The organism is Streptococcus sp. Z556 (assembly GCF_053010225.1).
Window position 1 is genome coordinate 82,593 of record NZ_JBRKNU010000006.1, and the last position, 21,683, is coordinate 104,275.

19 protein-coding genes are annotated in these 21,683 nt (G+C 40.7%); 12 read left to right on the forward strand and 7 right to left on the reverse strand.

From position 1 onward, the window contains the following. Positions 1-49 precede the first annotated feature (49 nt). The 3 genes from ACVC7S_RS07895 to ACVC7S_RS07905 form a co-directional block, all read right to left on the reverse strand. The gene (locus tag ACVC7S_RS07895) at positions 50-892 is read right to left on the reverse strand and encodes a sugar ABC transporter permease (RefSeq protein ID WP_096405864.1); all 843 of its coding nucleotides are present in this window, start codon (positions 890-892) and stop codon (positions 50-52) included. 1 nt (position 893) lies between these two features. Then, entirely contained in the window at positions 894-2,186 is a 1,293-nt protein-coding gene (locus ACVC7S_RS07900; protein WP_447266759.1) for an ABC transporter permease subunit, read from the reverse strand. Between the two features lie 126 nt (positions 2,187-2,312). Then, the gene (locus tag ACVC7S_RS07905) at positions 2,313-3,584 is read right to left on the reverse strand and encodes an extracellular solute-binding protein (RefSeq protein WP_447266760.1); all 1,272 of its coding nucleotides are present in this window, start codon (positions 3,582-3,584) and stop codon (positions 2,313-2,315) included. 476 nt (positions 3,585-4,060) lie between these two features. Here ACVC7S_RS07905 and malQ point away from each other — a divergent pair, with 476 nt between their 5' ends. From malQ to ACVC7S_RS07935, 6 genes are all read left to right on the forward strand, one after another. After that, positions 4,061-5,578 (forward strand): 4-alpha-glucanotransferase, encoded by a 1,518-nt coding sequence (gene malQ, locus ACVC7S_RS07910; RefSeq protein ID WP_447266761.1) that lies wholly within the window; start codon positions 4,061-4,063, stop codon positions 5,576-5,578. A 22-nt stretch (positions 5,579-5,600) separates the two neighbouring features. Continuing rightward, positions 5,601-7,859: a glycogen/starch/alpha-glucan family phosphorylase gene (glgP, locus tag ACVC7S_RS07915; protein WP_447266762.1), complete on the forward strand. Its 2,259-nt coding sequence runs from the start codon at positions 5,601-5,603 to the stop codon at positions 7,857-7,859. 241 nt (positions 7,860-8,100) lie between these two features. Next, the gene (locus tag ACVC7S_RS07920; RefSeq protein WP_070657030.1) at positions 8,101-8,997 is read left to right on the forward strand and encodes a helix-turn-helix domain-containing protein; all 897 of its coding nucleotides are present in this window, start codon (positions 8,101-8,103) and stop codon (positions 8,995-8,997) included. A gap of 157 nt (positions 8,998-9,154) precedes the next feature. After that, complete coding sequence (locus tag ACVC7S_RS07925; protein ID WP_070657026.1) at positions 9,155-9,376, forward strand: hypothetical protein; 222 nt, start codon at positions 9,155-9,157, stop codon at positions 9,374-9,376. 41 nt (positions 9,377-9,417) lie between these two features. After that, entirely contained in the window at positions 9,418-10,242 is an 825-nt protein-coding gene (locus ACVC7S_RS07930; protein ID WP_447266763.1) for an ABC transporter ATP-binding protein, read from the forward strand. Next, entirely contained in the window at positions 10,235-10,984 is a 750-nt protein-coding gene (locus ACVC7S_RS07935; protein ID WP_447266764.1) for an ABC transporter permease, read from the forward strand. Before ACVC7S_RS07930 ends, ACVC7S_RS07935 begins: the two co-directional genes overlap by 8 nt. Before the next feature lie 103 nt (positions 10,985-11,087). On the opposite strand, the gene ACVC7S_RS07940 is transcribed toward ACVC7S_RS07935, so the two are convergent. After that, the gene (locus ACVC7S_RS07940) at positions 11,088-11,936 is read right to left on the reverse strand and encodes a putative RNA methyltransferase (RefSeq protein ID WP_447266765.1); all 849 of its coding nucleotides are present in this window, start codon (positions 11,934-11,936) and stop codon (positions 11,088-11,090) included. A gap of 53 nt (positions 11,937-11,989) precedes the next feature. Then, positions 11,990-13,246, reverse strand: coding sequence for a tyrosine--tRNA ligase (tyrS, locus tag ACVC7S_RS07945; RefSeq protein ID WP_447266766.1), 1,257 nt, complete (start codon positions 13,244-13,246; stop codon positions 11,990-11,992). A gap of 140 nt (positions 13,247-13,386) precedes the next feature. Between tyrS and pbp1b the strand changes: the two genes are divergently transcribed. The 6 genes from pbp1b to ACVC7S_RS07975 all read left to right on the forward strand — a co-directional run bounded on the left by pbp1b (position 13,387) and on the right by ACVC7S_RS07975 (position 20,069). Continuing rightward, complete coding sequence (pbp1b, locus tag ACVC7S_RS07950) at positions 13,387-15,882, forward strand: penicillin-binding protein PBP1B (RefSeq protein WP_447266767.1); 2,496 nt, start codon at positions 13,387-13,389, stop codon at positions 15,880-15,882. A 76-nt stretch (positions 15,883-15,958) separates the two neighbouring features. Further along, a complete protein-coding gene (locus ACVC7S_RS07955; protein ID WP_061409855.1) occupies positions 15,959-16,870 on the forward strand; it encodes a DMT family transporter in 912 nt (303 codons plus the stop codon). An 85-nt stretch (positions 16,871-16,955) separates the two neighbouring features. Then, positions 16,956-17,654: a 2,3,4,5-tetrahydropyridine-2,6-dicarboxylate N-acetyltransferase gene (gene dapD, locus ACVC7S_RS07960; RefSeq protein ID WP_447266768.1), complete on the forward strand. Its 699-nt coding sequence runs from the start codon at positions 16,956-16,958 to the stop codon at positions 17,652-17,654. 69 nt (positions 17,655-17,723) lie between these two features. Then, positions 17,724-18,854 (forward strand): N-acetyldiaminopimelate deacetylase, encoded by a 1,131-nt coding sequence (locus ACVC7S_RS07965; protein ID WP_447266769.1) that lies wholly within the window; start codon positions 17,724-17,726, stop codon positions 18,852-18,854. Between the two features lie 11 nt (positions 18,855-18,865). Beyond that, positions 18,866-19,405, forward strand: a complete 540-nt coding sequence (locus ACVC7S_RS07970; protein ID WP_447266770.1) for a 5-formyltetrahydrofolate cyclo-ligase — start codon at positions 18,866-18,868, stop codon at positions 19,403-19,405. Beyond that, complete coding sequence (locus ACVC7S_RS07975; protein ID WP_447266771.1) at positions 19,389-20,069, forward strand: rhomboid family intramembrane serine protease; 681 nt, start codon at positions 19,389-19,391, stop codon at positions 20,067-20,069. Before ACVC7S_RS07970 ends, ACVC7S_RS07975 begins: the two co-directional genes overlap by 17 nt. An 81-nt stretch (positions 20,070-20,150) precedes the next feature. On the opposite strand, the gene ACVC7S_RS07980 is transcribed toward ACVC7S_RS07975, so the two are convergent. Both ACVC7S_RS07980 and ACVC7S_RS07985 read right to left on the reverse strand, forming a co-directional pair. Beyond that, positions 20,151-21,050: a hypothetical protein gene (locus ACVC7S_RS07980; RefSeq protein WP_447266772.1), complete on the reverse strand. Its 900-nt coding sequence runs from the start codon at positions 21,048-21,050 to the stop codon at positions 20,151-20,153. Positions 21,051-21,339: 289 nt separating this feature from the next. Continuing rightward, positions 21,340-21,627, reverse strand: a complete 288-nt coding sequence (locus tag ACVC7S_RS07985) for a hypothetical protein (protein WP_447266773.1) — start codon at positions 21,625-21,627, stop codon at positions 21,340-21,342. Positions 21,628-21,683: the final 56 nt, after the last annotated feature.

Below are 21,683 nucleotides of genomic sequence, written 5' to 3' on the forward strand. Positions count from 1 at the left end.
TTCAACTTTAGAAACAAAATTCAAAATGAAAAAGGGTGGCGGGGATAAATTATCCCTTGTCGCCACCACTTGTAAGTCCTGAAACAAAGTTCTTTTGTAGGAAGAAGAAGAGAATACAGATTGGAAGGGCGATGAGGATAGCACCTGCTGAGAAGTAGGCAATCTTCATATTTTTCACGTTGTTAACGAAGGTTTGGAGACCAACGGCAACAGTAAAGTATTCTTTCTCACGAAGCAAGAAACTAGAGAGGATATAGTCCCCGAAAGGTCCCATGAAGGCCCAGAGAGCTTGTACAGCGATCATTGGGCGAACAAGTGGGAGAACAATTTGCCAGAAGCGGCGGAAGTGTCCTGCACCATCTAGTTTTGCAGATTCGTCTAGAGACATTGGTACTGTGTCGAAGTAGCCTTTCATCAACCAAGCGTTCATCGGGATACCTCCACCAACGTAGAGGAAGATGAGGAACCAGTTTTGGTTAAGAGCGTTCAACATAAGGGCCATAACGAAGAAGGCTGTCAAAGCGGCCATAGTTGGCACCATTTGGATAATCAAGAAGAAGACTAAACTTTGTTTACGAGCCAAGAAATTGTAACGGCTGTAGGCATAACCAGCAAGGACGATGATACTTGTTTGAACAGCCATGGTAATAAAGGCGATGATCAAAGTATTGAGGTACCAAGTGCCGTACAAGGTTTCTGTGAAGAGTCCTTGGAAGTTGGCAAAGCTAAAGTCAATGTTACTATCTAATTTAAAGGCTACAACGTTACCAGTCTTGAAGGCTGACATAATGGTAATCAAAAGTGGATAGATAATCACGATTGAAAGGCCGATCAAGTAGAGGTAAGTGAGGGTTTGAGTCAGTCTACGTTTGAGTTTGATTGAGTTATTCATCTTAGACGTCCTCCATATCAAATGCGTGTAGTTTCTTGAATGCAATCATAGAGATAGAGATGACAATGATAGAGATAATCAAGGTAACAGCTGCCGCCATAGAGTATTGAGGAGATGTACCTGTAGTCAAACGATAAATCCATGAGATCAAGATATCGGTTGAACCGGCTCCACCACCAACGCTACCAGGTCCTCCAGCATTGAAGAGGTACATGATAGAGAAGTTGTTAAAGTTAAAGGTGTACTGGCTGATCAATGTTGGTGCCGCAACAGCCAAAATCATAGGGAAAGTGATGTTGCGGAATTTTTGCCAAGCATTGGCACCATCGATATAAGCCGCTTCGTAGAGGTCATTAGGAATAGACTGCAAGATACCCAAAGTCAAAACGTAGATGTATGGGAATCCTAGCCAACCTTGCATCATAATCAAGGCAATCTTCGTCCAAGTTGGGTCTGTTTTCCAAGGGATAAGTGCTCCGTCAAGGAAAGGAAGGACTTTAGCCAAGATAGGCAATACTTGAGTGTTGATTGCTCCTACACTATCGTTAAACATGTTTGAGAATGTCAAGATAGTGATGAAAGCTGGAACAGCCCAAGGAAGAAGGAAAATAACACCAAAGATACGTTTTCCTTTGATAAATGGTTGGTTAGCAATGATTGCTGTGAAAATACCAATCACAATCTGCAAAGTAGAAGCAGACAAGGCCCAGATGATGGTCCAAGAAAGAACGGCACCGAAGGCTGAACGGAAGGTGCTTAAGCTCCAGATATTTGTAAAGTTAGTCAAACCAACCCAGTCCAACAATTTGTTTGGTGGCAAGTGTTGGAAGTCATAGTTGGTAAAGGCGATCATCAATGTTACCACAACAGGGAAGATAATCGCAAATGTCATAGCGACGTAAGATGGGATGATCAAGAGGTAAGGGAAACCATTCTCATAAATACCTTTGATCATATCTTTAAAAGTACGAGGGACAGGAATTCCGTTGTTGATGCGCTTAGCAATTGTATGTGCGTCTTTAATGTTGTAGAAGTAGAAGAGCACGTAAACAGCAACAAGAATTGAGTGGAAGGCACCACGAATCAGCATGAAGAGTGAATTGTCACGACCAGGTTTGTCACCAAGAGTGATCAAATTGTGCAATTCAGGCGCAGCAAGGGCTAGAAAATAAAGGACAAAAACGAGCGTTACAGCAAGAAAAATAAAACCTTTGATTTTTTGCTTGTTGTAAATTTGCCCTAAGCCAGGAATCACTGAAAGCAAGGCTGCTTTGCTAGGTTGTTGGTTTTCCATGAATACTCCTTTCATAGGATACGATATTGAAGTTTGTCTCCAATCACAAGATAGGCAACTGCAATCATTCGTAAATTTATAAAATCAAAGGGGGACTTGTATTCTCCCCCCTTGTAACGAATTCAATTATTCACCAAATTTTTGTTTGATTGTTTCTTTGATCAATGTAACAGCATCGTTAGCAGCTGTCTTAGCATCTTTCTTACCACTTACAGCGTCAAAGAGCATGTTCGCAGCTGGTTCCCAAACAGCTGACATTTGTGAGATGTTTGGCATTGGTTGAGCATTCTTGAACTGTTTGATAACAGCTGTAGTCAACTCATCGTTTTTGCCTTCAGCATATGCACGTGCTTCAGTGTTAGCTGGGATTTCGTTAGTTGCTTCGTAGAATGCTTTTTGTTGTTCAGTTGATACAAGGTAGTCTACAAATTTTTGTGCGCCTTCAAGGTTCTTAGTGCTTGATGGGATGATCCAAGCTTTACCACCACCGAATGCTGAGTATTCTTTTCCGTTTGGAAGAGTTGGGATAGTAGCAACACCGTAGTTTACTTTAGCATCTTTGAATGCTTGAGCTTTCCAAGGACCATCGATGATAGCAGCTGTTTTACCTTCTTGGAATGAAGTTTGGATCAAGTTTCCAGCAGCTGTTCCATCTTGCATACCTTTAGGCCATTTTTCGTACCAAGACTTAGCGTATTCGATACCTTTGATTGCTCCATCGTTAGCAAGACCGATGTCTTTAGGATTTTTACCGTTATCACCAAATACGTAAGCTCCGTTACCAGAAAGAAGTCCGTATGCGTAGTAGAAGTTTGTCCAGTCAGCTAAGAATGCTGAAGTTTTACCTTCTTCACCAGCAAAAGCGTATTTGCTATCTTTTGCAAGTTCTTCCAATTCAGCAAAAGTTTTTGGAGCTTCTTTTAGCAAGTCTTTGTTGTAGTACATAACAAGTGACTCAATAACTGCAGGAGCACCGTAAACTTTTCCATCAGCAGCTGTTACAAGAGATTTAGTAGTATTGTCTGTTTTAGCACCGTCGCTCAATGTAACTTCTGAAAGTTGTCCGTCAGTACCAAGGCTACCTACGCGGTCGTATGGTGCCATCATAACGTCAGCAGCTTGACCTGATTGGTTGTCAAGTGAAAGTTTGTCAAGTCCACCAAGTTGGTCACCAGATTTGATGTTAACTTTTGTACCTGATTCTTTTTCATAAGCTGCAGCAACTTTTTCAGCGTAGGCTTTATACTGGTCTTCAACGTAAAGAGTGATTTCTTTTGCTTCAGATGAGCTAGTATCAGCTGGTTTATCAGCAGTTTTGCTTCCGCAAGCTACCAAAAGTAAGCTAGCAAGAGTAGCAGTTCCAAGCACAGCAGCGCTCTTCATGAATTTAGATGACATAGTGTATTCCTCCTAAAGAATAACAAAAATAATTTAATGAGAAAACGCAAACGTTTTCTTTTACGAACCTAGTATAACACAAATAGAAAACGGTTGCAAGCTTTTTTAGAAAAAAATTTAAAAAAATTTTAAGGTTTCAAACATTTGTCAATGCCTTTATATAGGAAGAAACTGGAAAAATTTCTTTTTCTTGATTTGAAAATGCACAAGGGAAACGATTGCATTGATTAGGCTGATTTCTTAGCAAAAATGAGGCTGTTTTTAATTTCAACTATCTTAAATTAGAAAAACTTTATAAGAAAAGTGATCGTTTCATAAAATAACAGTGGAACCAAGATTCATTCGAAGAAAAAGAAATCAAAAAAAGTTTCTAAAACCGCTTGCATTTGTTTTTGAAATGCGTTATACTTAAAATAACGCAAACGTTTGCGCCTTAATTTGCGCAGCGTTATATTACAAACACATGAGGTGCTATTATGAAAAAACGTCAAAGTGGTGTGTTGATGCACATCTCTTCTCTTCCAGGAGCATACGGGATTGGATCATTTGGCCAAAGCGCCTATGATTTCGTTGACTTCTTGGTTCGTACCAAGCAACGTTACTGGCAAATCCTCCCTCTTGGGACAACAAGCTATGGAGATTCTCCATACCAATCATTCTCAGCCTTTGCTGGGAACACGCATTTTATCGATCTTGACATCTTGGTAGAGCAAGGCTTGTTGGAAGCTAGCGATCTTGAAGGTGTTGACTTCGGTAGCAATCCAGCAGAAGTTGACTATGCTAAGATTTACTACGCACGTCGTCCTCTTTTGGAGAAGGCGGTCAAACGTTTCTTGGAAGTGGGAGATGTCAAAGCTTTTGAGAAATTTGCTCAAGACAACCAAGCCTGGCTTGAACTCTTTGCTGAGTATATGGCAATTAAAGAGCATTTTGACAATCTAGCATGGACAGAATGGCCAGATGCAGATGCTCGTGAGCGTAAAGCTTCAGCACTTGAAAGCTACCGTGAGAAATTAGCAGACAAGTTGGTTTACCACCGTGTGACTCAATACTTCTTCTTCCAACAATGGTTGAAATTGAAAGCATACGCTAACGACAACCACATCGAGATCGTTGGGGACATGCCTATCTACGTTGCGGAAGATTCAAGCGACATGTGGGCAAATCCACACCTCTTCAAGACAGATGTCAGCGGCAAGGCGACTTGCATCGCTGGATGTCCACCGGATGAGTTTTCTGCAACTGGTCAACTTTGGGGGAACCCAATCTATGACTGGGAAGCAATGGATAAAGACGGTTACAAATGGTGGGTTGAACGCTTGCGTGAAAGCTTCAAAATCTACGATATTGTTCGTATCGACCACTTCCGTGGCTTTGAATCTTACTGGGAAATCCCTGCTGGTTCCGATACAGCGGCCCCTGGTAAATGGGTGAAAGGTCCAGGCTACAAACTCTTCGCAGCCGTTAAGGAAGAACTTGGTGAGCTAAACATCATCGCAGAAGACCTCGGCTTCATGACAGATGAGGTTATCGAGTTGCGCGAACGTACTGGTTTCCCGGGGATGAAGATTCTTCAATTTGCCTTCAATCCAGAAGATGAAAGTATCGATAGCCCACACTTGGCACCTGCTAACTCTGTTATGTACACAGGAACACACGATAACAATACGGTTCTTGGTTGGTACCGTAATGAAATCGATGATCCAACTCGTGAGTACATGGCTCGTTACACGAACCGTAAAGAGTATGAAACAGTGCCACACGCAATGCTTCGCACAGTATTTTCATCAGTGAGCTTCATGGCTATTGCCACTATGCAAGATTTACTAGAATTGGATGAGGCGGCTCGCATGAACTACCCATCTACTCTTGGCGGAAACTGGTCTTGGCGTATGACTGAAGATCAATTGACACCAGCTGTCGAGGACAATTTGCTTGACTTGACTACAATTTATCGCCGAGTCAATGAGAATTTGGTAGAATTAAAGAAATAAGACATTATCAGGAGACACAAAAATGTTACCACTAAAAGAATTTGTACAAAAACGTTACAATAAAACCATTGCAGAATGTAGTAACGAAGAACTTTACCTTGCTCTTCTCAACTACAGCAAGCTTGCTAGTAGCCAAAAACCAGTCAACACTGGTAAGAAGAAAGTTTACTACATCTCAGCTGAGTTTTTGATTGGTAAACTCTTGTCAAACAACTTGATCAACCTTGGTCTTTACGACGATGTGAAAAAAGAACTTGCTGATGCCGGTAAAGAGTTGATCGAAATCGAAGAAGTAGAATTGGAACCATCTCTAGGGAACGGTGGATTGGGACGTTTGGCAGCCTGCTTTATCGACTCAATCGCTACTCTTGGTTTGAATGGTGACGGGGTTGGTTTGAACTACCACTACGGTCTTTTCCAACAAGTTCTTAAAAACAACCAACAAGAAACGATTCCTAACGCTTGGTTGACAGAGCAAAACTGGTTGGTACGCTCAAGCCGTAGCTACCAAGTGCCATTTGCATACTTTACCTTGACATCAACTCTTTACGATATCGATGTACCTGGTTACAAAACAGCGACTAAAAACCGCTTGCGTTTGTTTGACTTGGATTCAGTTGATTCTTCAATCATCAAAGATGGTATCAACTTTGACAAGACAGACATCGCTCGCAACTTGACTCTCTTCCTTTACCCAGACGATAGTGACCGTCAAGGTGAATTGCTCCGTATCTTCCAACAATACTTCATGGTTTCAAACGGTGCGCAATTGATCATCGATGAAGCAATCGAAAAAGGAAGCAACTTGCATGACCTTGCGGACTACGCAGTTGTACAAATCAACGATACTCACCCATCAATGGTGATCCCTGAATTGATCCGTCTTTTGACTGAACGTGGTATCGAACTTGATGAAGCAATCTCTATCGTTCGTAGCATGACTGCCTACACGAACCACACAATCCTTGCTGAAGCCCTTGAAAAATGGCCTCTTGAATTCTTGGAAGAAGTGGTTCCTCACTTGGTACCAATCATCAAAGAATTGGACCGTCGTGTGAAAGCAGAATACAAAGACCCAGCTGTCCAAATCATCGACGAGAGCGGACGTGTACACATGGCTCACATGGATATCCACTACGGATACAGTGTTAACGGGGTAGCAGCACTCCACACTGAAATCTTGAAGAACTCTGAGTTGAAAGCTTTCTACGACATCTACCCAGAAAAATTCAACAACAAAACAAACGGTATTACTTTCCGTCGTTGGCTCATGCATGCTAACCCACGCTTGTCTCACTACTTGGATGAAATTATTGGACGTGGTTGGCACCATGAAGCGGATGAACTTGAAAAACTCTTGTCTTACGAAGATAAAGCAGCCCTTAAAGCAAAACTTGAAGAAATCAAGGCTCACAACAAACGTAAATTGGCTCGACACTTGAAAGAACATCAAGGTGTGGAAATCAATACAAACTCTATCTTTGATATCCAAATCAAACGTCTTCACGAGTACAAACGCCAACAAATGAACGCTTTGTATGTGATTCACAAATACTTGGACATCAAGGCTGGTAACATCCCTGCTCGTCCAATCACAGTATTCTTTGGTGGTAAAGCGGCTCCTGCCTACACAATCGCTCAAGACATCATCCACTTGATCCTTTGCTTGTCAGAAGTCATTGCAAATGACCCAGCAGTAGCTCCACACTTGCAAGTCGTAATGGTTGAAAACTACAACGTTACTGCAGCAAGCTTCCTTATCCCAGCATGTGACATCTCAGAACAAATCTCACTTGCTTCTAAAGAAGCTTCAGGTACTGGTAACATGAAATTCATGTTGAACGGAGCCTTGACTCTTGGTACTATGGACGGAGCTAACGTGGAAATCGCTGAGTTGGTTGGCGACGACAACATCTATATCTTCGGTGAAGATTCTGAAACTGTTATCGACCTTTACGCAAAAGCAGCCTACAAATCAAGCGAATTCTATGCTCGTGAAGCTATCAAACCATTGGTTGACTTCATTGTGAGCGATGCTGTTCTTGCAGTAGGTAAGAAAGAACGCTTGGAACGTCTTTATAACGAATTGATCAACAAAGACTGGTTCATGACTCTCCTTGACTTGGAAGACTACATCAAAGTCAAAGAGCAAATGCTTGCTGACTACGAAGACCGTGACGCATGGTTGGATAAAGTCATCGTTAACATTGCCAAAGCAGGATTCTTCTCATCTGACCGTACAATCGCTCAGTATAATGAGGATATCTGGCACTTGAACTAAGATACAAATTCATACTAATACATTTTGTAAAAAGCGAGTTTCAATTGAAATTCGCTTTTTTGAATACTTGAGTAGAGATAGACCTCAGATACTATATTAAAATGGGTCAGTTATATAGAGTGGTGGCTTAAAACTATTAGTTATCATTATTTTTATCTGAAAATTGTAAGAAAGTATGTTAAAATAGGAATGTATACAAGTAGTTGTTTGAATATCAAATTAGAATTTGAAGAGGCTTATTATGAGTAATTTAGAAATTGGGAAACGGATTCGTACCTTACGGACTGAAAAGGGATTGAGTAGGGAAGCCTTTTGTGGAGATGAAAAAGAACTGACTGTTCGTCAGTTGGGCCGAATTGAAACAGGAAATAACTTGCCCAGTTTAGCGAAACTAGACTATATAGCCAAAGTATTGGGAGTTTCAATATCTCAGCTAATTGACGAGGGCTTGTTAATTGTTCCTAAAGAGTATTTAAAACTAAAAACGAAATTGATTCGTCAATCTATTCATGGAGATGAAGAAAAAATTCGTCAACGTGAGGAAATCTTTGAGGAAATTCAGGAACGCTTTTATGACCAACTACCTGAAGATGAGCAAGTAGCAGTTGAAGTCCTACAAGCCATTGATGATGTATATGTTTCTGAAAACGCTGAATTTGGGGAAGGTTTAATTGAGGAGTATTTTGAGCAAACAATGCTGCGAACAGAATATTCGACAAATGATCTACTACTATTGTACTTGTATTTTTTATCTTTAGCGGTTAATGCAGAACGAGATGAAATAACTTTAAAAAAAGTTTGTCTAAATATTGTATCTCAAACAAATTATGATGATACAAACTATATTCACTTGCTTCAAAGGGTGCTAATAGGTTTAGTCCTTTATCAGCTTGACATCGATTATCATGAATTTATACCTGAAATATTGAGCATTTTAAGAGAAATTATGATTGACATCGGAGATACTAGTTTAAAACCAACTGTAGACTTCATTGAAGCAAAATATTACTTATATGGAGAAAAAGATAAAGAAAAAGCCCTACAATACTATGAAAAAGCTATTAACGGAGCAGAATTTTTGAATGACATGAATTTTAAAAATCGAGTGATAGAGGAAAAAAATAAGGATTTTTCATAATTTCAATATAAAACAGGACATAAATGTCAGTGGACATAAATGTCCTGTTTTTTTACTCTCGTAAGGTATATACTGTTATTGTAAATAAGTTAAGAAGAGCGCAATGCTAGAAACATTCCTATTTAATGGGATGGAGATTAGCAGGCGGGAGGAAAATATGGTAAAAACAATTGACTATTATATGGATGAAAAGTTTGTCAAGAAGAATTATCTGATTATAAAAAATAGTCTAGATAGCAGACGCCTATGTAAAGTAACACTTGATGAGAAGTTGCTAAAATTAGTTCTCTTGCTTCCAAATGAAATGAGGGAAATCAAACTGGACTCCAACTTAAAGCCTAGAATTAGAGTTGTTGACATAACCGATGGGAGTGAGTGAAGTTTCTAAAATACAATTTATCATTAGAAAGAGGTAATAAAATGATTAAGGTAGAAAGAGTTACAAAGCGATTTGGAGATAATATTGCTTTAAATCAAATTAGTTTTTCAATAAACGAAGGAGAAATTTTTGGATTCCTAGGTCCATCTGGTTCAGGGAAGACAACAATGATCAATATTCTGACAGGACAGCTACAGGCTAACAGCGGAAAGACAGAATTATTAGGGAAAGATTCTCAAAAATTACTTCCGTCAGATTTTGAAGAGTTAGGTTTAGTAGGTGACACAAGTGGTTATTACGAAAAGTTAAGTTTGTACAATAACTTGTTGCTATTTGCAAGACTATACGGAGTTTCAAAATCTCGAATTGAAGAAATTCTAAAACAAGTTGGTCTGTATGATAGTAAAGACACCCCAGCTGAAAAACTTTCTACAGGAATGCGTCAACGAATGCTTTTAGCTCGTGCTTTAATCAATTACCCTAAAGTTCTATTTTTAGATGAACCTACAAGTGGGTTAGATCCCACCACCTCAAAGAAGATTCACAAATTACTACAGGAGTTAAAGGAAAGAGGAACAACCATTTTCTTAACTACTCATGATATGAATGAGGCGACTTTATTATGTGATAACCTAGCTCTTTTGAATAAAGGTGATCTTATTGAACAAGGAAGCCCAAGCGAAATTATACAAAAATACAACACGGAAAAAAAAGTTGCAGTAACTTATAGTGATTCTACTAAAAAGGTAGTGCGCTTTGAAGACTTGCAGCAAGAAGATTATAAAAAAATGATGACGATTCACTCATGTGAACCAACACTTGAAGATATTTTTATTAAATTGACAGGAGAAAAATTAGATGCTTAAACGAATTTTAGCCCTTATTTGGTTGAGGACACAAGTATTATTGAATAACAAAAACACTTTAGTTCAGGTAATATTCCCGTTCTTTCTAGTTCTGCTTTTCCAAAATTTTATGAATACAGATGGCACTCAAGGGAAAACACTATTGTTTAGTTCTTTAACAATGGCATTCTCATTTTCTTCTGGGTCAATGATTTCAAACTCTATTGCAGAGGAAAAAGAAAAAAGAATTTTTAAAACTCTTATCTTAAGCGGAGTTCGCCGTGGAGAATATCTTGTTTCCGTTTTGTTTTATCCTGTAATCTTTGCCTCAGTAGCAATGATTGCCTTCCCTATAATGGTTGAATTTGATTTTGGAACAGATTACCCTGTATATCTTGCTGTAGTTTCGTTAGTAGCCTTATGTACTATACTTCTGAATTTAGTTATTGGTTCTATATCAGAAACACAAACACAGGCTCAAGTGTATGGTTTAATTCCCATGTTAGCTTTATCATTCTTACCAATGTTTTCACAAGTTAGTTCAGAAATTAAGAATTTTATGGACACAACTTTCTTAGGTGTTTATGTTGACTTTTTTAATAAAGCTGATTTTAAATTAAATTTTGATAGTTTAATCGTATCTCTTTTATGGATTGTTACTCTACTCGCGCTAAGTTATTGGGCTCTCAAAAATACAAAAAAATCAAAACTTCGAAAACTAACCATCGATAAACTTCATAAATTGTCACTGCTAAAAGTATAGGATAGGAGGGGAATAGAGATAGATTTAAAATATCTCAGTTTTCTATAATCAAATCCGCACCTTAATCAAGTGTGCGGATTTTTGTCTTATCTGAAAGATTGATTTACCCTACTTTCCCCAAAAGTATCTCTGCTTCGATGGTAATCTCTGTCAGTTGGCTCCAGTCAATCTTGGTCTGGTCAACATGAAAGAGGAGAGGCGTCATGGCAAGCAGGGCTTGGCGTTGCTCTGCTGTGATAGGTTTTGTTAAGGAAGCAATCTGACTAGATTGGATGCTGAAATGTTCCTGGAAATGTTCTTTGATATCTTGGTTGGAATAGTCCTTCTTTGTCAGTTGGTCCTGCACTATTTGACGGATTTCTTTGAGGTGATTTTCAGTTGGGATGACCTTTATCAAGATACCGTCTTTGGATAAAACACGGCGAAATTCTCCATAATTGGCAGGCGAAAAGATGTCGAGCAGGATATCCATACTGGCGTCTTTTATAGGAAGTCTAGCCAGATCACCGACAAACCAATTGACTGCCCAGTTGGGTTCACTCTTAGCAGCGATTTGGACCGAGTCTTTTGAAATATCAAAGGCATAGAAGGTTTTGTCCGGGTGATTTTCTTGGAGTTTACGAGAGTAGAAGCCTTCGCCACAACCGATGTCCAAGACAGTTTTTGCAGATGATTTAGTCGCTAGTAGGTCAGAAATGCCTTCTAAGATAGTCTGATAAAAGCCAGCTTCTAGGATTTGCTGACGGTTTTGAAAGTTTTCCTTGTCATAGTTGGCAGGTTGTCTGATTTGTGGTGCTAGATTAACATAGCCGAATTTTGCCAGGTCAAAAGAATGGCGATTGCTACACTTGAGGCTAGACTCTACCAAGGTCAGATCTTCTTGGCAGATAGGGCAGGAAAAGGCAGTCGCAGTAGCGAAACGTTGAAGTTTTGGTTTGAGGTTTGTATTCATAGTTTAAGTCTAGCAAAAAAAGAACTGGATGGCAAATGCCTCCAGTTTGCTTTTTAATATGTAAGGACGAAGTATTTCTTCTTCCCGCGGCGGATAACAGTTAGTTCGTTTTCGAGCTTGTCTGCGTCGCTCAAGACATAGTCAAGGTCTTGGATGCGGTCACCGTTGATGTAGATGGCTCCGTTTTGGACATCTTCACGGGCTTGGCGTTTTGAGTTGACTACACCAGATGATACGAGGATTTCCACGATGTTGTGGTTTTCGTCTGCTTGTACTTGGTAGTTTGGCACTCCACGAAGTCCTTGTTTGAGTTCTTTGACAGAAAGGTTTTTGATGTTTCCAGCAAAGAGTTGCTCAGTGATGTTGAGGGCTTCTTTGTAAGCTTCTTCTCCGTGGACAAGAGTCACGACTTCACGAGCCAGGACTTTTTGAGCCAAGCGTTCGTGTGGAGCTGCTTCAAACTGTTTGCGGATGTCTTCAATCTCATCGAGTGACAAGAAGGTAAAGATTTTCAAGAAGCGAACAGCGTCAGCGTCCATGACGTTCATCCAGAATTGGTACATTTCGTATGGAGAAGTCTTTTCAGGGTTGAGCCAGACTGCGTTTCCTTCTGATTTACCAAATTTCTTACCAGTCGCATCAGTGATAAGGGGAACTGTGATAACGTGGCCTGTCTTGTCAGCCTTACGACGAAGCAATTCGGTACCAGCTGTCATATTTCCCCACTGGTCAGAACCACCGATTTGCAGGGTAACATTGTGGTTTTGATTTAGGACAAAGAAGTCGTAACCTTGCATGATTTGGTAGGCAAACTCTGTGTAAGAAATCCCTGTTTCGATCCGTTTTTTAACAGACTCCTTGCTCATCATGTAGTTGACAGTGAAGTATTTTCCGATATCACGGAGGAAGTCAATGAAGCTGATGCTGTCAAACCAGTCGTAGTTGTTGACCATGACAGCTTTATTTTCACCATTTTCAAAGTCAAGAAAACGAGAAAGTTGTCCTTGGATAGACTTGACCCAGCCATCTACTGTGTCTTTTGTTTGGAGACTACGCTCAGCATCTTTGAAGGACGGATCTCCAATGAGACCTGTAGCACCGCCAACGAGCGCATAAGGTTTGTGACCTGCTAGTTGCAAACGACGACTTGTCAAGATTGCTACAAGGTGACCTAGGTGAAGGCTGTCAGCAGTTGGATCGTAGCCGGTATAATAAGAAACTTGACCTTCTTCTAGGGCTTTACGCAAAGCTTCTTCATCAGTCGTTTGAAAAATCAAACCACGCTCTTTTAGCTCATCAAAAATGTGCATGTGTCTTTTCTCCTTTATAAAATATTGTTTCTACCTATTGTATCACAAACTTGGGCAATAGCCTAGTGGAATAGGGAAGAAAGTGCCTATTTTATTGAAAGTTTGCCTTTTATGGTATAATAGAGAAAGTGAGGACATTCATGAAAAAAAGAATTGATGAATTAAAAACAAAAATGCTGCATTTTTTCCAGCAACTAACTGCCAAATGGAAGAAAAAACAAGCAAGTAAAAAGACTGATAAGAAAGTAGCTTCTTCTAACAAACTCAAAAGGGTAGGGTCCATTTTTGCTAAGATTTTGAGTGCTTTTAAAGTGACCTTCAACACTCTCTTTATCCTAGCCTTTATCGGAGGTCTTTTGGGAGCGGGTGTGGCCATGGGCTATGGGGTTGCTCTATTTGACAAGGCCCAGGTACCTCAAGCAGAAGAGTTGGTCAAACAAGTGAAGGATATTGCCTCCATCTCAGAAATCACTTATTCTGACGGTAGTACCATTGCCTCAATCGAGGGCGATTTATTGCGCACTTCAGTCGCTTCAGATGCTATCTCAGACAACCTTAAGAAAGCTATTGTTGCGACAGAGGACGAGCATTTCCATGAGCACAAGGGAGTTGTGCCTAAGGCCGTTATTCGTGCGACTCTCGGAACCTTTGTCGGTTTGGGATCGTCTAGTGGTGGTTCGACTTTGACTCAGCAGGTCATCAAGCAGCAAGTGGTGGGGGACGCTCCCACTCTAGCTCGTAAGGCTAAAGAAATTATTGATGCCTTGGCTTTAGAACGGGCCATGGGTAAGGATGAGATCTTGACAACCTACCTTAATATTGCTCCTTTTGGACGCAATCACAAGGGACAAAATATTGCAGGTGCCCAGCAGGCTGCAGAGGGAATTTTTGGAGTCAATGCATCGGATTTGACAATACCTCAAGCTGCCTTTATCGCAGGTTTGCCCCAGAGTCCTATTAGTTATTCTCCTTATGAATCTGACGGCAGTATGAAGAGCGATGAGGATATGGCCTTGGGAATCAAGCGTGCCAAGGATGTCCTCTACAATATGTATCGGACAGGAGCTCTGAGTCAGGAAGACTACGACAAGTACAAGGATTATGACTTCAAGCAAGACTTTCTACCATCAGGTAGTGTCAGTGGTACTTCGCGTGACTATCTCTACTATGCAACCTTGGCAGAAGCAACTGATCGGATGTACGACTACCTCATCCAGAGAGATAATGTTTCTGCGCAAGAGCAAAAAAATGAATCGATCCAAAAAGCTTACCGCGATCTAGCGACGAAGGAAATCGAGAATGGTGGCTATAAGATCACCACGACTATTAATAAAAACGTCCACACTGCTATGCAAAATGCAGTTGCTAACTACGGCAGTTTGGTAGATGATTCGACAGGCCAGCCTGAAGTAGGGAATGTCCTCATGGACAACCAAACGGGAGCCATCCTTGGATTTGTTGGTGGTCGTAATTATCAAGAAAATCAGAACAATCACGCTATCGATACCAAAAGTTCTCCAGCTTCAACTACTAAGCCTATACTGGCCTATGGTATCGCCATTGACCAAGGTTTGATGGGAAGTGCAAGTATCTTATCAAACTATCCGACAAACTTCTCAAACGGCAATCCCATCATGCATGTCAATAGTCCTGGTACAGCGATGGTGACCTTGGGAGAAGCCCTCAACTATTCATGGAACATTCCAGCCTACTGGACTTATCGTACGCTTCGAGAGAAAGGCGTCGATGTCAAGGGATATATGGAAAAAATGGGTTATGAAATCCCAGAATATGGCATTGAAAGTTTACCGATGGGTGGAGGAATTGAGGTTACAGTTGCCCAGCATACCAACGGATATCAGACCATAGCCAACAACGGAGTTTACCACAAGAAACACATGATTGCCAAGATCGAATCAACGGATGGTCGAGTGGTCTATGAGCATAAGGATGAGCCTGTGCAGGTTTATTCAAAAGCGACAGCAACCATCATGCAAAGTCTGCTCCGTGACGTCATTTCTTCTCGGATTACTTCTAGCTTCCAGACCGACTTGGCTTCGATCAATCCAGGCCTAGCTCGTGCTGACTGGATTGGAAAAACTGGTACGACTAATGAAGATGAAAATATGTGGCTCATGCTTTCTACTCCGAGATTGACTCTAGGTGGCTGGTTAGGTCATGATGATAACCGACCACTAGCCAAGGGTGCTGGTCACTACCGAAATGCCAAATACATGGCTTACTTGGTCAATGCTATCCAGCAAGCTGAACCTGGAATATGGGGAAATGATCGCTTTAATCTTGACCCAAGTGTGACTAAGTCCCAAGTTCTCCGATCAACAGGCCAAAAGCCCGGCAAAGTATCCATCAATGGTAAGGAAATCGAACTTTCTGGTTCTACAGTGACAAGCTACTGGGCTAGCAAAGAAGGAGCGCCAGTAACCACTTACCGCTTTGCCATCGGAGGAAGCGACGCAGACTATCTGAACGCTTGGAAAACCATTCTTGGAAGCCTACCTGCAGTGACTCCTCCAAGTTCAAGCAGTGGATCAAGTTCAAGCAGTAGTTCAGGGGCAAATTCGAACAACAACACTCAAAGTGGTTCGTCAGGTCGTTTCCGTCTATTTAATCGATAATAAAAAAAGTAGCAAGAGGCAATTTTTCTTCTCTTAGCTACTTTTTTCTTTTTCTATTTCGTGTTACAATAAGGGAATGAATAAGTATCAAAAGAAGATTTTTAAGGGAACCTTGTATTCACTGTTCTCAGGTCTGATTTGGGGGATTTGCGGGATTTTAGGAGAGTATTTTTTCACTCATTACCCAGTATCGTCTGGTTGGATTACCTCTATGCGTTTGCTGGTGGCGGGGAGTTTGGTTTTAGCTTTATCTGCCTTTCAGTTGCGTGGTCGCTTGTTGGATATCTGGAAAGATAAGAAAAATTATCTACCTTTTTTAGCCTATGCTATTCTAGGTATTTTTTCTGTGCAGTTTTTCTTTTATCTTTGTGTTGAGTATTCCAATGCGACGACGGCAACCATTTTACAATTTATCAGCCCCGTTTTTATTTTGTTTTACAATCGCATTGTCTACCAGAAGAAGGCTTCGATTACAGCGATTCTTTATGTTTTGATTGCCATGCTAGGTGTTTTTTTGATGGCCACAAAAGGGGACTTGTCCCAGTTATCCATGACACCCTTGGCTCTAGTGACAGGTTTGCTCAGTGCAGTAGGGGTCATGTTTAATGTCATCCTTCCCCAACGATTTGCCCGCCACTATGGTTTTGTACCCACTGTTGGTTGGGGGATGATTCTCGCAGGGCTCTTTAGCAATCTGCTCTATCCAGTCCATCATGTCACCTTCCAGTTGGATGCTAGCAGCGTGATGATTTGTTTGATTATTGCCGTATTTGGAACAGCTTTTGCCTTCTTCCTGTCTATGAAGGCCGTCTCTCTCGTTTCTCCTCTGGTTGTCTCTGTAGTGAGCGCTAGCGAGCCTCTCTCTTCAGCGCTATTGAGCGTCCTCTTTCTCGGTCTCGTCCTAGATGGATTTCTAGTTTTGGCCATGATTTTGATCATCGTCCCTATGGTCTTCTTGTCTATCGAAGAAGCCAAAGAAGGGAAGTAAAGACGATTATTTTGATAGTTTAGGCTTCAAATTTGAAGTCTTTTTTGGTAGAATAGGTATCATTATAATGAACCAGGAGGCGCCTATGACTGCCACAAAAATGAATGCCCAAGAAATCATCCAATTTATCGCCAATGCAGAGAAGAAAACCAGTGTCAAAGTAACCTTTGAAGGACAACTAGCGTCTGCTGTTCCTAGCTCTGTTGTCAAACTAGGCAATGTTCTTTTTGGAGATTGGAAGGATATCGCTCCGCTTCTCGAAGGCTTGGTAGAAAATCAAGATTATATTGTCGAGCAAGATGCTCGTAATTCGGCAGTTCCCTTGCTAGACAAGCGTGATATCAACGCTCGTATCGAACCAGGTGCTATTATCCGTGACCAAGTGGAAATTGGTGACAATGCTGTCATTATGATGGGAGCGGTTATCAATATCGGAGCAGAAATCGGTGCAGGAACCATGATTGATATGGGTGCTATCCTTGGTGGTCGTGCCATCGTTGGGAAGAATAGCCACGTTGGTGCAGGGGCAGTTTTAGCAGGTGTGATTGAGCCAGCTAGTGCCTATCCAGTCCGTGTCGGGGACAATGTTCTTATCGGAGCCAATGCAGTGGTCATCGAAGGTGTCCAAATCGGTAGTGGTTCAGTTGTCGCTGCAGGAGCTATCGTGACTCAAGATGTCCCAGAAAATGTTGTGGTAGCAGGCGTTCCGGCTCGTATCATCAAAGAAATCGACAGCCAAACCCAACAAAAAACAGCGCTAGAAGATGCGCTTCGTACCTTGTAATTGCAAAAGTAAAAAAGAGGCGGAACCCTTTTTCCAGCCTCTTTCTTCTATCAAAAGGAGGATCGATAGATGTTAGATTTGATTCAGACTAGACGAGATTTACACCAGATTCCAGAGATTGGCTTGGAGGAGTTCGAGACTCAGGCTTATTTGCTGGATGTGATTGAGAAATTGATTGCGGGCAAGGACTTTGTTCAAGTTCGTACTTGGCGAACAGGAATTTTGGTCTATTTGCAGGGAAGTCAGCCGGAGCGTACCATTGGTTGGCGGACAGATATTGATGGCCTGCCTATCGTCGAACAAACAGGCCTGCCTTTTGCTTCTCAACACCAAGGTCGCATGCATGCTTGTGGCCATGATTTTCATATGACTGTTGCCTTAGGCTGTCTTGAGCGCGCCCTTGAGGAGCAACCCAAGAATAATCTGCTCTTCCTATTTCAGCCTGCTGAGGAGAATGAAGCTGGTGGTATGCTCATGTATGAAGATGGTGCTTTTAGAGACTGGTTGCCAGACCAATTTTATGGTCTCCATGTTCGTCCGGATTTGAAGGTCGGACAGATTGCTACCAATACCCATACGCTCTTTGCAGGGACTTGTGAGGTGAAGATTCGTTTCAAAGGAAAAGGAGGACACGCAGCTTTTCCGCATGAAGCCAATGACGCCTTGGTGGCTGCTAGTTACTTTGTAACCCAAGTACAGTCAGTTGTCAGCCGCAATGTCAATCCAATCGAGGGAGCGGTGGTGACCTTCGGCCTTTTCCAAGCTGGAACAACCAACAATGTCATTGCAGACACAGCTTTTTTACACGGAACTATTCGTGCCTTGACTCAGGACATGAGCCTCTTGGTACAAAAAAGAGTCAAGACAGTCGCAGAAGGTGTTGCAGCAGCCTTTGATATGGAAGTCGAAGTAGAACTCAAGCAAGGAGGCTACCTACCTGTTGAGAACAATCCAGCCTTGGCGCGTGAACTGATGGACTTTTTTGAAGAGAAAGACGGAATCGAGTTGATTGATATCGAGCCAGCTATGACTGGTGAGGACTTTGGTTATCTCCTTTCGAAGGTTGATGGCGTTATGTTCTGGCTGGGTATCGATAGTCCCTACGCCCTTCATCATCCTCAGATGAGTCCTAGGGAAGAAGCCTTAGCCGTTGGGGTGGAAGCAGTATCTAGTTTCCTGAAACATAAGGCAGCTGAGTAGAGGTGTTGTCTATGAAAGCAGAACTACGCAAGCAAGTCTTACACGAAATGAAGGCTTTATCTCAGGAGAAAAAACAGGCTATGGATCGAGCTTTAACCGAGCGTTTCTTACAACACCCTTTTTACCAAAAAGCTAAGGTCATTGCAACCTATCTCTCCTTTCTACATGAATTTCAAACGCAAGAATTGATCGAGCAGGCGCTGAAGGACGGCAAAAAGGTTCTGATACCCAAAACCTATCCCAAGGGGCGAATGGAGTTTGTGGTCTACGATCCGCAGCAGTTGGTAAAAACCTCCTTTGGTTTACTGGAACCGCAAGGAGACTTGGAAGTGGTGGAACCGTCTCAGATTGATTTGATTCATGTTCCGGGCTTGGCTTTTACAACAGAGGGCTATCGGATTGGATATGGTGGAGGCTACTACGACCGCTATCTGGAACATTTTGTTGGGCAGAACCTGAGTACAATTTATCCTTGTCAGGTTCAGGAGTTTAACTTGGAAGACCATGATATTCCCGTCCAGGAGGTGCTAATCTATGAAGGAAATCTTTGATAAACGCTATCCTGTGACTAGTTTCTTCCTCCTAGTAACGGCATTGGTATTTCTTTTGATGTTGGTTCTTACAGGTTTAAATTTTGAACGAGCAGATACCTTGCTTCAGTTTGGAGCCATGTATGGACCGATCATTCGTCTGTTCCCTGAGCAGATATGGCGCCTTTTTTCGGCTATATTTGTGCATATTGGATGGGAGCATTTTATTGTCAATATGATTTCGCTCTACTTTCTTGGACGACAAGTGGAGGAGATTTTCGGTTCTAAGAAATTTTTCTTTCTCTATCTCTTATCAGGAATGATGGGCAATCTCTTTGTTTTTGCTTTCACACCGAAAGTTGTAGCAGCAGGGGCCTCCACTTCTCTTTACGGACTATTTGCTGCGATTATCGTCTTGCGTTACGCAACTCGCAACCCCTATATCCAGCAGTTGGGGCAATCCTACCTGACACTTTTCGTGATAAATATCATCGGAAGTGTTTTGATTCCAGGAATCAGCCTAGCAGGCCATATCGGCGGTGCAGTAGGCGGTGCCTTTCTAGCAGTCATTTTTCCAGTCAAATGGGAGAGAAAGATGTATAGTACCAGCCAGCGAATCGGAGCAACTGTACTTTTTATTACACTAGCCGTTTTCCTTTTCTACAAAGGAATGAGTTATGTGTAAGGGGGAATAGTTAAAAAGCTACTCAAAAAATGAGTAGCTTTTTTTGGAACCATTCGAAACAACACAGCTCTAAAATAGTTATTAACGTTGTCTAAAATCAGTAATTCCTCCACCATAGTTTCCAAGGTGGTTTCCATTGTCGTCACGAACATCACCATTGCTGTGATTTGCTTGATAACTGCCTGAATGGCCAAAAGCATCAGTTCCCGTATATCTTGTATAGCCATCATTTCCTCCGCCGCTATTGCTGTTGCCAGATGAATATTGTTCGGCAGCTGGGGCTTCATAATTACTTCCGCCACCATTTGATCCAGAATCAGAAGATGAGTTAGAACTTGAACTGCTTGAACTACTTGATCCACCAGAAGATTCTTGTGTTTTAGCTTCTGATTGTTTCTTCTCTTCTTTAGCTTTTTCAGCTGCTTTTTGTTCTTCTTCTTTCTTCAAAGCTTCGATTTGCTTATTGAATTTATCTACAATATCAGTAAGAGATTTTGTAGTTTCTTCAAGATTATCTTGTTTGAATGTTTCATCAATTTTCTTGATAAAATCAATTTGTTTATTGATTTCTTTTACATTATTTTCTAAGGCTGTTTTATCTTTGAATTTGTCATCTGAATCTTTGATGTCATAAGCCAAACCTTTTTGCAAATGAAAATCTACAATGGCTTTAGATGATTCTTTGACTTTGTTATTAAGATAGTCTTTACCTGTATCGGTTTTAAGTGAAGTTTCAGATAATTCTTTCAACTTAGAAATAGATTCATCTGAAGATGCATCAAATGATTCAAATAGTTTATCAACTTGTTCTTTGTCTGATTTGCTATCTTTTTCTAATTGTACAATTTTTGCTTTTTGCTCTGCTTGATGTTGGTAATATGAATACCATCCAAACCCTAATACCAATACAACACCAACTGCAACTGATGAAATGATTACTTTTTTATTGTTTTTGATAAATTCCACAAATTTGTTCTCCATAATCTTTTACTTTGATAGTGTCCGCAATTACTTTAAAATTAAAATTACACCCATCTTTCTCCCTTATTATATTCTTATTAATAGCTTCCACAAAACTAAACAACTTATATTCGACTCGGTTGATTTAATTTAACCATGACTACTCCAACAGTTAAGTCAAATTTAAAATTATTTATTATTTTGGAACCATTCGAAACAACACAGCTCTATAACTAGGAAATATTGATACTATCAACTCCGCCCATCCTACATAGACAGTTTACCTAATGTTTTTTAATATTCTTCAAAACTATATCTTATACAAATTATTTAATCTTTCTAACTCTAATACATTCATACATACTTCTACTCCAGTAACTACCCCCTTGCTATGAATAAATCCACAAGAAAACACAATCCTCTCCTTACTCAAAATATTTGACAATATTACTAATGCTTCTAAAACATAATTCTCTATGGTAATAAAACTATTGTTTTCATCTTTAAAAAACTTTATAAATCCAATATCCTTACACCTATCACCAAAATAAAACCTAAGTGATTTTAAATAATAATCAAAAAACACATCAATCTCCATAGACCCCCCCTTCATTTTTAAAATATTCTGTTATATCATACAAAAAAGTTTTGGAA

Bases quoted from the DNA above. Each gene is read 5' to 3' on its own strand.
- ACVC7S_RS07895 (WP_096405864.1), bottom strand. From the start codon at position 892: ATGAATAACTCAATCAAACTCAAACGTAGACTGACTCAAACCCTCACT.
- ACVC7S_RS07900 (WP_447266759.1), bottom strand. From the start codon at position 2,186: ATGGAAAACCAACAACCTAGCAAAGCAGCCTTGCTTTCAGTGATTCCT.
- ACVC7S_RS07905 (WP_447266760.1), bottom strand. From the start codon at position 3,584: ATGTCATCTAAATTCATGAAGAGCGCTGCTGTGCTTGGAACTGCTACT.
- malQ (WP_447266761.1), top strand. From the start codon at position 4,061: ATGAAAAAACGTCAAAGTGGTGTGTTGATGCACATCTCTTCTCTTCCA.
- glgP (WP_447266762.1), top strand. From the start codon at position 5,601: ATGTTACCACTAAAAGAATTTGTACAAAAACGTTACAATAAAACCATT.
- ACVC7S_RS07920 (WP_070657030.1), top strand. From the start codon at position 8,101: ATGAGTAATTTAGAAATTGGGAAACGGATTCGTACCTTACGGACTGAA.
- ACVC7S_RS07925 (WP_070657026.1), top strand. From the start codon at position 9,155: ATGGTAAAAACAATTGACTATTATATGGATGAAAAGTTTGTCAAGAAG.
- ACVC7S_RS07930 (WP_447266763.1), top strand. From the start codon at position 9,418: ATGATTAAGGTAGAAAGAGTTACAAAGCGATTTGGAGATAATATTGCT.
- ACVC7S_RS07935 (WP_447266764.1), top strand. From the start codon at position 10,235: ATGCTTAAACGAATTTTAGCCCTTATTTGGTTGAGGACACAAGTATTA.
- ACVC7S_RS07940 (WP_447266765.1), bottom strand. From the start codon at position 11,936: ATGAATACAAACCTCAAACCAAAACTTCAACGTTTCGCTACTGCGACT.
- tyrS (WP_447266766.1), bottom strand. From the start codon at position 13,246: ATGCACATTTTTGATGAGCTAAAAGAGCGTGGTTTGATTTTTCAAACG.
- pbp1b (WP_447266767.1), top strand. From the start codon at position 13,387: ATGAAAAAAAGAATTGATGAATTAAAAACAAAAATGCTGCATTTTTTC.
- ACVC7S_RS07955 (WP_061409855.1), top strand. From the start codon at position 15,959: ATGAATAAGTATCAAAAGAAGATTTTTAAGGGAACCTTGTATTCACTG.
- dapD (WP_447266768.1), top strand. From the start codon at position 16,956: ATGACTGCCACAAAAATGAATGCCCAAGAAATCATCCAATTTATCGCC.
- ACVC7S_RS07965 (WP_447266769.1), top strand. From the start codon at position 17,724: ATGTTAGATTTGATTCAGACTAGACGAGATTTACACCAGATTCCAGAG.
- ACVC7S_RS07970 (WP_447266770.1), top strand. From the start codon at position 18,866: ATGAAAGCAGAACTACGCAAGCAAGTCTTACACGAAATGAAGGCTTTA.
- ACVC7S_RS07975 (WP_447266771.1), top strand. From the start codon at position 19,389: ATGAAGGAAATCTTTGATAAACGCTATCCTGTGACTAGTTTCTTCCTC.
- ACVC7S_RS07980 (WP_447266772.1), bottom strand. From the start codon at position 21,050: ATGGAGAACAAATTTGTGGAATTTATCAAAAACAATAAAAAAGTAATC.
- ACVC7S_RS07985 (WP_447266773.1), bottom strand. From the start codon at position 21,627: ATGGAGATTGATGTGTTTTTTGATTATTATTTAAAATCACTTAGGTTT.